Source organism: Brevibacillus sp. IT-7CA2 (assembly GCF_949767855.1).
Lineage (GTDB): Bacteria > Bacillota > Bacilli > Brevibacillales > Brevibacillaceae > Brevibacillus.
Genome location: NZ_CATKQT010000011.1, coordinates 510,040 through 524,270, shown reverse-complemented (window position 1 = coordinate 524,270; position 14,231 = coordinate 510,040). Strand labels below are relative to the sequence as shown.

At 50.5% G+C, this 14,231-nt stretch carries 13 protein-coding genes; 11 read left to right on the top strand and 2 right to left on the bottom strand.

Features of this window, described 5'->3' with window-relative positions; all coding sequences use genetic code 11:
- Nucleotides 1-496: 496 nt before the first annotated feature.
- From sdaAB to ACM6JA_RS08975, 4 genes are all read left to right on the top strand, one after another.
- Nucleotides 497-1,162: an L-serine ammonia-lyase, iron-sulfur-dependent subunit beta gene (gene sdaAB / locus ACM6JA_RS08990; protein WP_017249447.1), complete on the top strand. Its 666-nt coding sequence runs from the start codon at nucleotides 497-499 to the stop codon at nucleotides 1,160-1,162.
- A 38-nt stretch (nucleotides 1,163-1,200) separates the two neighbouring features.
- Nucleotides 1,201-2,085 carry an L-serine ammonia-lyase, iron-sulfur-dependent, subunit alpha gene (sdaAA, locus tag ACM6JA_RS08985; RefSeq protein ID WP_047068155.1) on the top strand — a complete coding sequence of 295 codons (885 nt, stop codon included), beginning with the start codon at nucleotides 1,201-1,203 and terminating at the stop codon, nucleotides 2,083-2,085.
- A gap of 1 nt (nucleotide 2,086) precedes the next feature.
- Entirely contained in the window at nucleotides 2,087-4,141 is a 2,055-nt protein-coding gene (recG, locus tag ACM6JA_RS08980) for an ATP-dependent DNA helicase RecG (protein ID WP_414852018.1), read from the top strand.
- A 159-nt stretch (nucleotides 4,142-4,300) separates the two neighbouring features.
- Nucleotides 4,301-5,800, top strand: a complete 1,500-nt coding sequence (locus ACM6JA_RS08975; RefSeq protein WP_414852017.1) for a hypothetical protein — start codon at nucleotides 4,301-4,303, stop codon at nucleotides 5,798-5,800.
- Here the strand turns inward: ACM6JA_RS08975 and ACM6JA_RS08970 are convergent.
- Nucleotides 5,797-6,309: a GNAT family N-acetyltransferase gene (locus tag ACM6JA_RS08970; RefSeq protein WP_414852016.1), complete on the bottom strand. Its 513-nt coding sequence runs from the start codon at nucleotides 6,307-6,309 to the stop codon at nucleotides 5,797-5,799. The two genes, ACM6JA_RS08975 and ACM6JA_RS08970, sit on opposite strands and share 4 nt — an antisense overlap.
- Nucleotides 6,303-6,665: a VOC family protein gene (locus ACM6JA_RS08965; RefSeq protein WP_414852015.1), complete on the bottom strand. Its 363-nt coding sequence runs from the start codon at nucleotides 6,663-6,665 to the stop codon at nucleotides 6,303-6,305. Before ACM6JA_RS08965 ends, ACM6JA_RS08970 begins: the two co-directional genes overlap by 7 nt.
- Before the next feature lie 121 nt (nucleotides 6,666-6,786).
- Here ACM6JA_RS08965 and ACM6JA_RS08960 point away from each other — a divergent pair, with 121 nt between their 5' ends.
- The 7 genes from ACM6JA_RS08960 to ACM6JA_RS08930 all read left to right on the top strand — a co-directional run bounded on the left by ACM6JA_RS08960 (nucleotide 6,787) and on the right by ACM6JA_RS08930 (nucleotide 14,211).
- Nucleotides 6,787-7,656 (top strand): AraC family transcriptional regulator, encoded by an 870-nt coding sequence (locus tag ACM6JA_RS08960; protein ID WP_414852014.1) that lies wholly within the window; start codon nucleotides 6,787-6,789, stop codon nucleotides 7,654-7,656.
- 171 nt (nucleotides 7,657-7,827) lie between these two features.
- Complete coding sequence (locus ACM6JA_RS08955) at nucleotides 7,828-9,069, top strand: DNA polymerase IV (RefSeq protein ID WP_414852013.1); 1,242 nt, start codon at nucleotides 7,828-7,830, stop codon at nucleotides 9,067-9,069.
- Entirely contained in the window at nucleotides 9,066-9,437 is a 372-nt protein-coding gene (locus tag ACM6JA_RS08950; protein ID WP_414852012.1) for a hypothetical protein, read from the top strand. Before ACM6JA_RS08955 ends, ACM6JA_RS08950 begins: the two co-directional genes overlap by 4 nt.
- The gene (locus tag ACM6JA_RS08945; protein ID WP_414852011.1) at nucleotides 9,434-9,784 is read left to right on the top strand and encodes a YolD-like family protein; all 351 of its coding nucleotides are present in this window, start codon (nucleotides 9,434-9,436) and stop codon (nucleotides 9,782-9,784) included. The genes ACM6JA_RS08950 and ACM6JA_RS08945 overlap by 4 nt, the downstream gene beginning before the upstream one ends.
- Nucleotides 9,785-10,065: 281 nt before the next feature.
- Nucleotides 10,066-10,347, top strand: coding sequence for a hypothetical protein (locus tag ACM6JA_RS08940; protein WP_007728325.1), 282 nt, complete (start codon nucleotides 10,066-10,068; stop codon nucleotides 10,345-10,347).
- 320 nt (nucleotides 10,348-10,667) lie between these two features.
- Entirely contained in the window at nucleotides 10,668-12,506 is a 1,839-nt protein-coding gene (locus tag ACM6JA_RS08935; protein ID WP_414852238.1) for an ABC transporter ATP-binding protein, read from the top strand.
- The gene (locus tag ACM6JA_RS08930; RefSeq protein ID WP_414852010.1) at nucleotides 12,475-14,211 is read left to right on the top strand and encodes an ABC transporter ATP-binding protein; all 1,737 of its coding nucleotides are present in this window, start codon (nucleotides 12,475-12,477) and stop codon (nucleotides 14,209-14,211) included. Before ACM6JA_RS08935 ends, ACM6JA_RS08930 begins: the two co-directional genes overlap by 32 nt.
- The last annotated feature ends 20 nt before the right edge of the window (nucleotides 14,212-14,231 follow it).

Below are 14,231 nucleotides of genomic sequence, written 5' to 3'. Positions count from 1 at the left end.
TTTCTGCTAATAAATAGAGAATAGACAACAGCAAATTTTAAAATCAAATAGTGATCATGGAATGCTGTTATATGTTTGGTTCGATTGGCAGGCTTCGCAACTAAGATTTAATCTTATATCTCAGATTCATGAAAGACTCCCCTTTAGCGGAAGGATTGAAATCCTTGATGTGCTTGAACCAATCATTAACGAGTTTATTCATTTCCCTTATCATGATGGAATTCCAATAGTAGAAACAGCAAACGAAGGAAATGATGTTCAAGCAGATTTCGACCAAGAACTAGATTCCGTAAAGGTATTCTTAATTTCACTTCCTTGACGACCCCCCTTCTTTTCAGAGGGAGTATTTTCATTTAGCCTGATTTGACCGCATGTTGTCAGCATAAATCGGTTATGATTGCTTTACGTACAGTTTCCTCTGTAGCGCTTTCAAAGGCTGTAGGATACAATGAAAGTGAATCTTGTTGAACCCCTTGTGATTCAGGAGGAGAACCGGTTGAAGTACAAAAGCGTATTTGATATTATCGGTCCAATCATGGTTGGGCCATCTAGTTCCCATACGGCTGGTGCAGCCCGTATCGGTCGTGTGGCTCGCAAGCTGTTTGGCAGAATGCCTTTGCGAGCAGAAATTGTTTTTTACGGCTCATTTGCAAAAACGTATCAAGGACATGGTTCTGATGTGGCTACTGTTGCAGGAATTCTTGACTTTGACACGTCGGATTTGCGTCTGAAAAATTCGTTGGTGATTGCAGAAAAAGCTGGCATGGAAGTGGAGTTGACCACTTCTGACGTTTTGACAGAGCACCCGAACACGGCGCGGATCAAGCTGTCTGATGATGAGCAACAGATTGAAATCGTTGGTGTTTCCATTGGTGGAGGGAAGATCGAAGTGTTGGAAGTGAACGGGTTTTCCTTTCAGTTGGGCTTCGATACACCGACGCTCTTGGTCTTGCATGAGGATCGCTTTGGGATGATTGCGGCTGTGGCAAAGGTGCTGACCCAGCACAACATTAATGTGGGGCTCATGGAAGTGTCTCGACACACACGTGGTTCGCGTGCTTTGATGGCAATCGAAACGGATTCGACGATCTCGCCGGAAGTCTTGGAGGAAATTCGTCAAATCCCCCATATCTTTGACGTATCCCTGCTCGCATTAAACTAAGCAAAAGGACGAGCAGGATTAGAGGAGTGAACAACCAGATGTTTCGTAATGTGGCTGAACTAGTAGAGCTGGCCGAATCCCAGGGGAAGAAGATCTCCGAGGTGATGATTGAAGCAGAAATGGAAGTTTCCCAGCGTAGTCGGGATGCCATTATGCAAGATATGTACGCCAACCTCGATGTGATGGAAAAAGCAGTACGTCGCGGGCTTACCGAAGATATTCGCTCGCATAGCGGGTTGACGGGCGGCGATGCGAAGAAGCTGCAAACATATATGGAGACCAAGACGTTTTTGTCTGGTCCCACACTTTTGAATGCCGTCTCGATGTCTGTGGCGGTTAACGAAGTAAACGCAGCAATGGGTACGATTGTCGCAACGCCTACAGCAGGAGCTTGTGGCATTGTACCAGGGACGTTGTTTGCCGTATCTGACAAGCTGCAACCGACCCGCGAGGAAATGGTCAATTATTTGTTCACAGCAGGCGCTATCGGGTATTGCATCGCCAATAACGCATTCATTTCGGGTGCTGCGGGTGGTTGTCAGGCAGAGGTGGGCTCCGCAACGGCCATGGCTGCGGCGGCGATTGTAGAAATGGCTGGCGGTACGCCTGAAGAATCTGCCCAAGCAGTGGCGATCGCGTTGAAAAATATGCTCGGTCTGGTCTGTGACCCCGTAGCCGGACTAGTTGAAGTACCATGTGTCAAACGAAATGCGATGGGAGCAGCGATTGCGACGGTAGCCGCAGATATGGCAATGGCAGGCATCAAGAGCGTAATCCCGACAGATGAAGTCATCGATGCCATGTACCGAATCGGCTGCGCCATGCCGACTACGCTGAAGGAAACCGCACAAGGTGGTCTTGCTGCCACGCAAACGGGCCGCATGATCGAAGCCAAAGTGTTCGGCGTACGGATGGAGAAGTAAGATGGCTGGTGCATATCATTCGCCCGTCTCCCTTTTGCATGGGGTAGGGGAAGAGCGGGCGAAGGCATTTGCAGGACTGGGAATCAACAGCATTGGTGATTTGCTGGAGTATTTCCCGTCTCGCTATGAAGATTACCGTGTGCGCGATTTGACAGAAGTAAAAGACGGAGAGAGGGTCACGCTGGCAGGTACGGTGTACGGCGAACCCTCTGTTCGTTTTTATGGAAAAAGAAAATCACGACTGTCCGTCAAGGTTGTCATGGATCGTGTCGTGGTGACGGCTGTCTGGTTCAATCAGACGTTTGTCAAAAGCAGGCTGTCGCCCGGCAAGGAAATCCTCGTCACAGGAAAATGGGACAAGCACAAGCTACAAATCACTGTGAGCGAAATGACAGAAGTAGACTCCGAACGTGCGACAAAACGAGGTGAGCTCGCCCCTGTCTATCCACTTGGCGGCGATGTGACGCATACCCTGCTGCGCAAAACCATTCAACTGGCGTTGCGTCAGTACGGCAAGGAGATTCCTGAGATCCTTCCGGCAGATATCGTGGAGCGCTACCGACTGATGCCGCGGATAAATGCCTTTCATTCGATTCATTTTCCGGAAAATGCGGAAGATGGTCGTCAAGCGCGGCGACGGATTATGTTTGAGGAGCTTTTCTTATTCCAGTTGAAAATGCAAACACTGCGCAAGATTAATCGGCAGCAAACGGAAGGCGTTGCTTTGGCGATCCCGATGGAAGAGGTACGGGAATTTGTCAAAGGGTTACCGTTCCCGCTGACAGATGCACAGAAACGAGTGGTAAAAGAAATATTGGACGACATGCGGGCCCCTCATTCGATGAATCGGCTGCTGCAAGGGGACGTAGGCTCGGGGAAAACCGTCGTAGCTGCCATCGCGCTGATTGCTGCGGTGAAAGCAGGTTATCAGGGAGCGTTGATGGTACCGACGGAGATTCTCGCCGAGCAGCATGTGCAGTCGTTGACGAAGCTCTTGTCCGATTACGGCATTCAGGTCGCGCTCTTATCTGGCTCGCTGACGGCGAAACGTAGACGCGAAGTCATCGGCTCTCTGCAAATGGGGTTAATCGATGTTGTGGTCGGCACCCATGCGCTCATCCAAGAGGATGTCTTTTTCTCCCGTCTTGGTCTCGTGATTACGGACGAGCAGCACCGATTCGGTGTGGAGCAGCGGCGAATTTTACGAAATAAAGGTTTGTCACCTGATGTCTTGTTTATGACTGCAACGCCAATTCCGAGAACACTGGCAATTACGGCGTTTGGCGACATGGACGTCTCGACGATTGATCAAATGCCTGCGGGGCGCAAACCGATTGAGACGACATGGAAAAAGCATGATCAGTTTCCGGCTGTGTTGGAGCAAATGCGGGATGAGCTGCGCAAAGGACGACAGGCGTACGTTATTTGCCCGCTCATTGAGGAGTCGGAAAAGCTCGATGTACAAAATGCGATTGATGTACATGCTCAGCTCACACACATTTTCCCTGAATTCGGCGTAGGATTGATGCATGGCCGACTGCCAGCGAAGGAAAAGGATGCAGTCATGCAAGCCTTTCTTGCGGCAGAGCATGCTGTCCTGGTCAGTACAACGGTCGTAGAGGTCGGTGTGAATGTGCCGAATGCCACCTATATGGTGATTTATGATGCGGAGCGGTTTGGTCTTGCTCAGCTTCACCAATTGCGCGGGCGGGTAGGACGTGGCTCTGAACAGTCGTATTGTGTGCTGATCGCTGATCCGAAATCCGAGATCGGAAAAGAGCGGATGCGTGTCATGTGCGAGACGACGGATGGATTTGAGCTGTCGCAGCGCGATTTAGAATTGCGAGGACCGGGTGATTTTTTCGGGACAAAGCAGAGCGGCTTGCCGGAGTTTAAAGTCGCTGATTTATTAAGTGATTACAAGGCGTTGGAGGTAGCGAGACAGGAGACTGTCAAGCTGGTAGCAGAGGATTCTTTCTGGCGCGATGAAAAGTATCACTGGCTGCGTGACTATTTGAAGAATGAGGGCGTGCTGGACGGTGTCGTCTTCGATTAAGAAAGGTAGGTAGGCCTTCCCACTTTAAGCATGTGGGGGGCTTTTTCTTTTGTGGGGTGAAACTTTAAGCAGGCTATCGACGTCTATCCTCTGTAAGGTAAATTTTTCTAGGAAGCGAGGCGAGTTTTTTTGTCTTTGCGAAAAATTCGGGGAATGAGTATGTCCATTGTGTTCGCATTGCTTATCATGACAGGATCCGACTTCGCGCAAGCAACTTCCACGGACAGTCGGATTGCTCAGACTGACCCATCCCATACGACCAGCCAAACGACTAAGGAATGGAAGCAAAAGGAACTGCCTTATGACTACGCGGCGATGAAAGAAGACGTGGTCATTCAGCTAAACGATGCTCCACAGCTCCGTTCTCCTCGAAGAACAGTCGTGGGACCCGCACCACAGGCGTACACCATATTTTTTAAAGAAGCTGTGAACCGTGGAACAGTCGAAGCAGCTATCCGCAAAAATGCCCAGGAAGAGACCAAAAAAGAGGACTTGGGCTACGTGGAGCCGATTTTTACGTTTCACTGGGTGCACGACCGTCAACTGCAATTGAAGGCTACCCTTCCTGATACGCTTGCCAAAGACAGAAGCTGGACGGAATATGTTGTAAACGTAGCAGGAGCGAAGACGGTAAAGGGAACCGTGTTTGACGATACGAATGATTTTTCGGCGGTGGTGTTTGCTCCGTCTCAGATTTGGCGAGTCTCAGTCGATGGTAAGGTGAAAGAAAAAATGACGGACTTTGCCGTCAGGACTCCCATGGAATTTATCGACCCTGAGGAACGGTATGTGCTGCTGGAGCGATTTACAGAATATTGCGAGTGCGATGCGCGATTCCCCATGCTGTATTCGATTTATGACACACAGACAAAAGAGTTGACTGCTTATCCAGTGGAGCTGACTGACAACTATAGCGGTGCAGGCGACTTCATGGTAGATCGCCGCGGCTTCTTTTTCGCTCTTCCACCGAAAGGGACAGAAATACCGAAAAGCGAGTTTGCCACTCGTGTCAAGGTAGATGGATATGTACATGGAGCCAGCTTTAGCCATGATCGCAAGCATGTATTGATGGCAGTAGGAAAAACCGAACAGAAAAAGGATCTCGATCTGGTCGTGTATGATTTGGCGACTGGAAAAGAACGGCGCCTCCCAGGTGTAATTAAAGGATGGGTCCCAACAGATGAGATGAATGGGCAAGTCCAGCCCGTCAGTTTTATGGATGATGGACGTTACGCAACGTTTGAAATGAGAACAGAGGAAGATAGCTTTGAAGAGCTTCGTCAACGCTACGATTGGCAGTCAGGCAAGGTAATCAGCTGGAATCCACCCGTACCCAAAGAAGCTTGGTCTGGCTATATCCAGTCGACAGATGGCGCCTATCAAATGTATTGGAATGCAGGGGTGTTTAAGGGCGACGTCAAACTGATGGAAATGAAGCCAGAAGCGATATGGATTCCAGGCACTCACCATTTGGTTTATATCGATTGGGAAAAAGCTGAACAAGGAGCGGAGTCCGTGTCGTCGCTCTTCCTGTTCGATGCCGATCGTAAGCAACAATCTGTGCTGGTGAAAGGACTACCAGCAAGTGTATCGATTTTGGGAGCTAGCAACGATGGCAAATGGCTGTACGTCACGACTCCGGACGCATTTGCCCCCTAGGCGTCATATTCCGTTGCCAGCATCGATAAAATGATCAAGGATTCGTAAGTATCGCCTGATTTCAGGCAATCGCGCAAGGTGCCCTCTATGTGAAACCCTTCGGACAAGTAAAGGCTGCGGGCGCGGTCGTTCGTTTCTTTTACATCCAGCCATAGTCGATGGGCTTTTTGCTCGATGAATGCCCAATGCTTGATTTGACGCAGGATGTTGCGACCGTAGCCTTCCCCCTTCACTGCGATTGTAATACGCATAAGCTCAATACATTGATGAGGATTGGTCAGCCCGGCGATGATAACGTAGCCGACGGGGTGGCCTGTTTCTTTTTTTTCGGCAATCATATGGAGGATGTCCGGGTCGCCAAGAGCGTTGTGGTGCCGATGTTCGCTCCACGGAATAATGAACGGGGTATTTTCTGGTGCATTTTCTACTTCGCATACGAATGGCATGTCTGCCGGTGTAGTGCGGCGCAAGTGGATGGTCATGCCTGTATCTCCTCTTCCGTTTAACATTGGCTTACCATGATCAGATTGCCGTCGGGATCGCGGAAGTTGAACCAGTGGCCATGCTGGATAGGAACAACGACTTCAACTCCGCTCTCCTTGAGAAAGGCATAAGAGGCTTCAATATCCTGTGTGTTGAAATGAAATAAGGGGGCATCATCTGTGATGCGCTTCGGAAAGATTTTGCTGTCCAGAACGAGCGTCAGTCCGCTTTGCAAGGGAATGCAATATATATGTCCGAACATAATCTCACCGTCTGCGGGAATGCCCAATAGGCGGCAGTACCAGTCGCGTGCGTGCTCGATGTCGCTGACGGCTACAAAAATAGCTCCGATTTGGGGGAGCAGGGGGGAAGTGGTTGTCATTGTGATAAAGCTCCTTTCAATTGGTGTTTTTCACAAGGTAGACCCGTCATAATCGTGCACCAAATGTCGGATCGCCCGATTTTGCATCTGTTATTCTGAGGGGGAAAGAGAGGTCATTACCATGGATTTGCTTGCAAAGCTGAATGAGGCTCTGGACTATATCGAAGACAATTTGACAAGCGAGATTGACTACAAAGAAATCGCTCGGGTGGCTTGCTGCTCCGAGTATCACTTCAAAAGGATGTTTTCTTTTCTCGCTGGTGTTCCGCTATCCGAGTACATCCGGCGTCGGCGCATTACGCTTGCAGCTTTTGAACTTGCGGACAGCAACGAGCGAGTCATTGACATTGCGATCAAATACGGATACGGATCGGCTGATTCCTTTTCCAGAGCTTTTCAGAATGTGCATGGATTCATTCCGACAGAAGCCAGACACATCGGCCATTCCTTGAAGGTTTATCCGCGAATGACCTTTCATCTATCCATTAAAGGAGGCAGTGCCATGAACTACCGCATGGAAGAAAAAGAAGCATTTCGCATTGTGGGTCTGAAAAAAAGAGTCCCGTTGATTTATCGTGGAGTCAATCCAGAGATTGCGGCCATGTGGGCTTCATTAGAGATGGAGACGATTCAGCAACTGAAGTCTCTATCCGATGTCAAGCCACTTGGACTGCTCAGTGCGTCCACGAATTTTTCAGAAGGTCGGCTGGAATATGGCGAGCTCGATCACTATATCGGCGTAGCCACTACAAAAGCTTGTCCAGACTATCTGGCGGTACTCGAAGTTCCTGCTTCCACCTGGGCGGTATTCGAAGCAGTGGGTCCTTTTCCTGATACGCTGCAAGATGTCTGGGCCCGGATTTATTCGGAATGGTTTTTATCCTCCGGCTATGAACAGGCTGAGGGTCCAGAGATTTTGTGGAACGAAAATAAAGAGATTTCATCACCGACCTTTCGAAGCGAAATTTGGATTCCTGTCGTGAAAAAGTAACCCCTTATTGGATTCGCTCTCGCCTGCGGAACACCTACCGGCGTGTGCTTATCCGGTGGGAAATAATTACCAACTTTTTTTTGCGCGAGACAGGCATAAAAACGAACGTTTGTTTGCTATAATAAGAACAAAGCAAAACAAGAACATAAGTTCTTATTAGGGGATGATCGTGTGTCCAATGCGAACAAGCGGATCGTGTTTTTGATCGACATGCAGAGCTTTTATGCCAGTATCGAGAAAGGGGCCAATCCAGAGCTGCGAAACAAGCCGATTGTCGTCGCAGGTGATCCAGAGCGGCGCAGCGGAGTTGTGCTGGCAGCGTGTCCGATTGCCAAGTCATACGGAGTGGTCGCGGCTGAAGCGCTATGGCAGGCGCAGCAAAAGTGTCGCCAGCTCGTCGTTGTTCGTCCGCGCATGGAGATGTACATTCGCATCTCCATGCAAATCACTCGCATATTCGAGGCATTTACAGACAAGGTGGAGCCGTACTCGATCGATGAGCAGTTTCTCGACGTGACGGGCAGCGTCCATCTGTTTGGTGATCCGCTACAGATGGCTGCGCAGATTCGGCAGCGCGTCTGGATGGAGACGGGAATCAACTGTCGGGTAGGCATCGGAGAGAACAAGGTACTGGCCAAAATGGCCTGCGACAATTTCGCCAAGAAACGGGAAGAAGGCGTTTTTTGGCTCAAGCGGGAAACGTTAGCGGATACGCTCTGGAAGCTTCCGATTGAAAAGCTGTTCGGGGTAGGCTCACGCATGAAGCGTCATTTTCATCGAATGGGCGTCTATCAGATCGGGCAGCTTGCAGATATGAGGCCAGCCATCCTCACCCGACATTGGGGAGTGAACGGGGAAGTGCTGTGGCGCACGGCTCACGGAATCGACGATTCACCTGTGGCTTTGGATTCCTATGATTCACAAAAAGGAATCGGTCATCACATGACGTTGCCTCGGGATTACCATACAGCAGCAGAAATCAAGGTTATATTATTGGAGCTATGCGAAGAAGTATGCCGTCGGGCGCGGAAAAAGGAGCTGATGGGCTCTGTTCTGTCTGTGGGCTGTCGTGGAGCCGATTTGGCTGCTGGAACGGGCTTTGGGCGGCAGATGAAGCTCACGGACCAGACGAACGATGCCATGACTCTGTACGAAGCAGCCTGCTTTCTGTTTGACCGTCACTGGCAGGAAACGCCCGTCCGCAGTATCGGGGTCAATCTGGGGCAGCTTGTCCCTGACAACGTGGTGCAACTCAATCTGTTCACGGACAATCACAAGCGGCGTTCGTTGGCACAAGCCATGGATGATATCCGGAGCCGATACGGTCAGGACGCCATCCTGCGCGCCACCTCTGCCTTGGAAGCGGGACAGGCGAAAGAGCGTGCACGTAAGATCGGAGGACACTACAAGTGACGGAGCCGATGGTGTCAGACGAGCAGGAATTGATACGCCAGTATATTTTATTTGGCATTTTGTTTCGGGCAGTCATGGCCGATCTGGGGCAGATGCGGATTGTGCCGTTGAAGTTTTCTTATCAGATGATGTTCGATGAGCTCTCGCGGTGGGCGGAGCGGCAGCATCACCAGCTGCGTCGCATCTTGCGGCAGCGAGGGTGCACCGTGGTCAGCTCACGACGTCAGGGACATATGTATGTCGTCCACTATCGACAACGCGGGTACGTGCGAGAAGCGATCTATACGATTGAGGTATTGCGGGCAGAGTGTCAGGAGCTCGTCCATTTGTGGACCCGATATGAACAGCGAGGAGAGAACAAGCGATGAGGGAAAAACGCGTGTCCAAAAAGGAAAATGTATTCGTGGCCAGTCGGTTTGTGCTACCGGAGCATCGGGAAATGTATTTGCGCATCAAGGAAGAAGAGCGCCGCTATGTACCACCCGAGCTGGATCAGGAGCAGCTCAGCGCCTTGAGCGAGCTGGTATGGCAGGCGTTCCAGACAGAGAGCACCCTGGCACTGACCTATTATGACGGGCGAGAGCCGCGACGCCTGTCTGCCCACATTATCCATATTGATCAGGCGGCGAGACGCCTCAAGCTTCGGGCTGGCTCCGAGATTCACTGGGTTCCTTTTGCTCGACTGCTGCATGTGGAGCTGGCAGCGAGCTTCTAAAACGAGGAAATACAGGTACATGATGGGCAGGACATGAAAATTACTCAGGAAATCTGCAAAAATAGGCCTCTTTTTCAAAAGCAAGCGGCAAAAAACAGCGTGCCGCGTTGAAACGGTGTGTGCGAGGAAGATGTGAGATTCCTGAAACGAAAAGCGGTCAAAAACAACCGTTTTTCGTGTTTTTTTGGCTTACACGGATTTTGCCAGAAGGGAGGTTTCCCTGTATTGTTAGATTATCTTTTGAAGCATATATTTGACGGATAGAACAAAGGAGATTTTACATGCTAGCACAAGAAATGGGTGTCATATTCACCAAGCACGCCGATCAAATTACTTCCAAGCGTTGGGGAGAATTCATGCAACAATTGGAGGAAAAAGGCCTGTACGTGCTCATTGAGACAGACACGATCGGAAGAGTGATGAGTCCATTGGGCGGATTGATGCCCATGCCGTGTAAAAGTGAGACGCTCCATATTGTGACAGCTGATGAGCTGGAGCAGCGCGGCTTGCCGCTCGGACACCACATCGTAACGAAAGCGAAAGAAAAAGTAGTCCAACCATAATCGAAAAAACCAACGCAACCTTTCCTGTGGGAGCTAGCCTCCAAGTGGGAAAGGTTTTTTGTGTGAAAAACGTCCCCTCTCATCGGGGGATCGAAACATCTCGACGTTTTTCATAAAGGTGGATGCGACCGCTTGCGGTCAAACAAAACGGTCATGACCGTTTTGTTGTTCCCAAATAAGATAATACTCCGGCTAGGGGCAAGATCTATCCGGCAATCGGCGGTAGAGGGCAGAAGGTCACATTATGATAAGAGGTAGGACAAAAGAAGCAAGCAGGAGAGAGGAGAACAGGAATGACGACAATGGAGAGCAAAGAGGGGATGCAACCCAAAAAAGGCGTGCGTCGCTTGCTGGAGATTGCGGATGAGAAGCGCGGATTGCTCGTCGTCTCGGCAATATTGTCTTCCTTGAGCGCAATATGCATGTTGGTGCCTTATGCATCTGTCTACTTCATTTTACGCGAACTGTTAACGCATGCAGCGTCTCCCGCTATGGCAGACGGGGCGTACATGATTCGGTGGGGAGTTATTGCACTTTTGGGACTCGTGGGAAGTCTGGTCATGATGTATGCGGGCGGGATGGTGTCTCATATCGCTGCGTTTCGCATTTTATACGGAATGCGGGTCAAATTGGCTTCGCATATCGGCCGTTTGCCGCTTGGTTGGCTCAACGGAACGTCTACCGGTGCAGTTAAAAAAACATTGGAGCAAAATGTGGAAAAGGTCGAGACGTTTGTCGCGCATCAGCTTCCGGATTTGGTACATGTAGTCGTGACGACGGTGCTCATGATCGGCGTGATGTTTTACTTGAACGTCTGGCTGGCGCTGGCCTGCGTCGTGCCGATCATCCTGGGACTGATTGTGCAGATCATTACGTTTTCCGGGACGAAAACAAAAGAAAATATCAAGAGGTACTACGATTCGCTAGAACGGATGAACGGATCTGCCGTCCAGTATGTACGCGGAATGCCGGCGATCAAGGTATTCGGGCAGACGGTTCATTCCTTCCGGCGCTTTTATGCAGATATGATCACCTATCGGGACTATTGCGTCAAGCATACGGATGATTTTCAAAACGGATTTTTGGTGTTCAAGGTGATCCTGAGTTCATTTGCGGCCTTCATACTCCCGGTAGGGGTGTTTATGCTGAGTCAAGACCCGCAAAATGTTGCGTTTGCGTCTGTTCTGCTCTTTTTTCTCGTAATGGCGCCAGGTGTATCTGCACCGATGTTTAAGCTCTTGTTTTTGACCTCTACCCTGCGTGACATTGGCGAGGGGGTGGAGCGCATGGATCGAATTTTGGCAGAGCAACCCGTTACCGAACCGCTTAGCTCCCAGCGTCCACAGAGCTTTGATGTCGCATTTGAAAACGTCTCTTTTTCTTATGCAGCAGAGGGAAAAACAGGAGGAGAGACACTATCTGGCATATCTTTTTTGGCGAAGCACGGGCAGGTGACGGCTCTGGTCGGACCGTCTGGTGCAGGAAAATCTACGGTAGCGAATCTCATTCCAAGATTTTGGGATGTTTCGGAGGGAGCGATTCGCATTGGCCAGGTAGATGTTCGGGAGCTGTCGAGCACGGATTTGATGAACACCGTAGCATTCGTCTTTCAGGATACGTTTTTGTTTTACGACACGGTTTACAACAACATTGCCATTGGATTGCCAGAAGCAACGCCAGAGGCAGTCTATGCAGCGGCGAAGGCAGCCCAATGTCATGATTTTATTCAAAAGCTCCCGAAAGGCTACGACACCCTGATTGGGGAAGGGGGAGTCTACTTGTCCGGGGGAGAGGAGCAGCGTGTGGCGGTCGCACGGGCGATCCTGAAAAACGCACCGATTCTTGTCCTCGACGAGGCGACTGCCTTTGCTGATCCTGAAAATGAGTATGAGATGCAACTGGCTCTGGCAGAGCTGATGAAGGGCAAAACCGTCATTGTCATCGCGCATCGCCTGTCAACGATTCGGGATGCCGATCAAATTTTGGTGCTGGAAAAAGGGAAGCTGATCGAACAAGGCAGGCATCAATCATTGGTAGAGGCGAATGGGCTCTATGCCCGGATGTGGAACGCTTACACCGATGCGCAGGACTGGCAAATGGGCGAAGGAAAGGGGAGTGTGGACACAGATGAGTATGTTGAACAATATCACAGCAGGTAAACCAAGGGCGCTGATCAAACCCGTTATTTACACGACACTTGCCAACCTTGCGCAAATATTGCCGTTTGCCTTGCTCGTGGAGGCTGCCCGATTGATTTTTGAGCCGTTTGCCCAGCCGGATGCCCCATTGAACATCGAGCGACTCTGGTGGGTATGCGGATGGATGGTAGTCTCGTTGCTCCTTTTGTTTCTATGCGAAATTCCAGCGTATCGTACACAGTTTCGCGGTGCCTACAGCACGGCTGCAGAAGGACGAACCAAGCTCGCAGAGCATCTTCGCAAGTTGTCACTCGGTTACTTGAACAAAAGAGACCCAGGAGATTTGGCCAATATGATGATGGGAGACTTTACGATGGTGGAGCACGGGATTTCCCATCTCGTACCGCAAATGCTGGGGGCGATCATCATGCCTGTCATGGCGATCGTAGGTCTTTCTTTCGCAGATTGGCGCATGGCACTGGCCCTGTTTGCTGCATTTCCCATAGCGATTCTCTTGGTGCTGATGACATCAGGACTTCAACGCAGGCTCGGAGCAACGCATATGCGGGCCAAAATTGACGCCGCCAATCGCTTGCAGGAATATTTGAACGGCATTCGTGTCATCAAGGCGTACAATTTGACCGGCGAACGCTTTGTACGGCTGGAGCAATCCTTTCGCGAGTTCATGCGGCAGAGCATACGAATCGAAGGTTTGCTGGGACCGATTGTGCTCGCCGCCATTGCTTTTATCCGAGCTGGCCTCACACTCATGGTCATGGTCGGCGTGTATTTGCTCGTAGCAGGTAGCATAGACCTGATCACGTTTGTCATGTTTCTGCTGGTTGGTACACGTCTCTTTGATCCATTGACAGCTGCACTCGTCAACTATGCAGAATTCCGTTACCACGAGCAAGCGGGGGAGCGGATTGTCCAGTTACTGGCGGAGCCGATCATGACAGGCGAGCACCAACCGCCTGCGGAAAACGATGTGAAGCTCGAAGGCGTCTCTTTTGGCTACATCGAAAAGAACGTCCTGAACAACGTGAGCATGCACATGCCAGTCGGTTCATTTACAGCGTTGGTTGGGCCGTCCGGCAGTGGAAAAAGCACCGTGATGCGGCTGATTGCCAGATTTTATGACCCGTCGCAAGGCACTGTTCAGCTAGGCAATCAACCGCTTGTCGACATGGACCCGGAGGCACTTCTCTCCCGAGTGTCGATGGTGTTCCAGGACGTGTATTTATTCCAGGACACGATTGCAAACAACATTCGCTTCGGAAAAAGGGATGCGAGACAAGCTGAGGTCGAGGAGGCGGCCAAACTAGCGAGCTGCCATGATTTCATCATGAAGCTGCCCGATGGCTACGATACGCTCGTAGGAGAAGGGGGAAGCACGCTGTCAGGCGGGGAGAAACAGCGCATTTCCATTGCCAGAGCGATCTTGAAAAATGCGCCGATCATTCTCTTGGATGAAGCAACAGCCTCACTAGATCCGGAAAATGAGGCGCAAATTCAGAAAGCGATCGATACGCTTATCGAGGGAAGAACGGTTATTGCCATTGCTCATCGCCTGAAAACCATCCGAAATGCTGACAACATCTATGTGCTGGAAAATGGCACTGTCGTCGAACAGGGACAGCATGATGAGCTTGTGATGAAAAACGGCTTGTATGCACGGCTGTGGAAGCTGCAGCAAACGACAGGCGGCTGGAGACTGTCTTCATAAATCGGTGACAAAACCCGCTA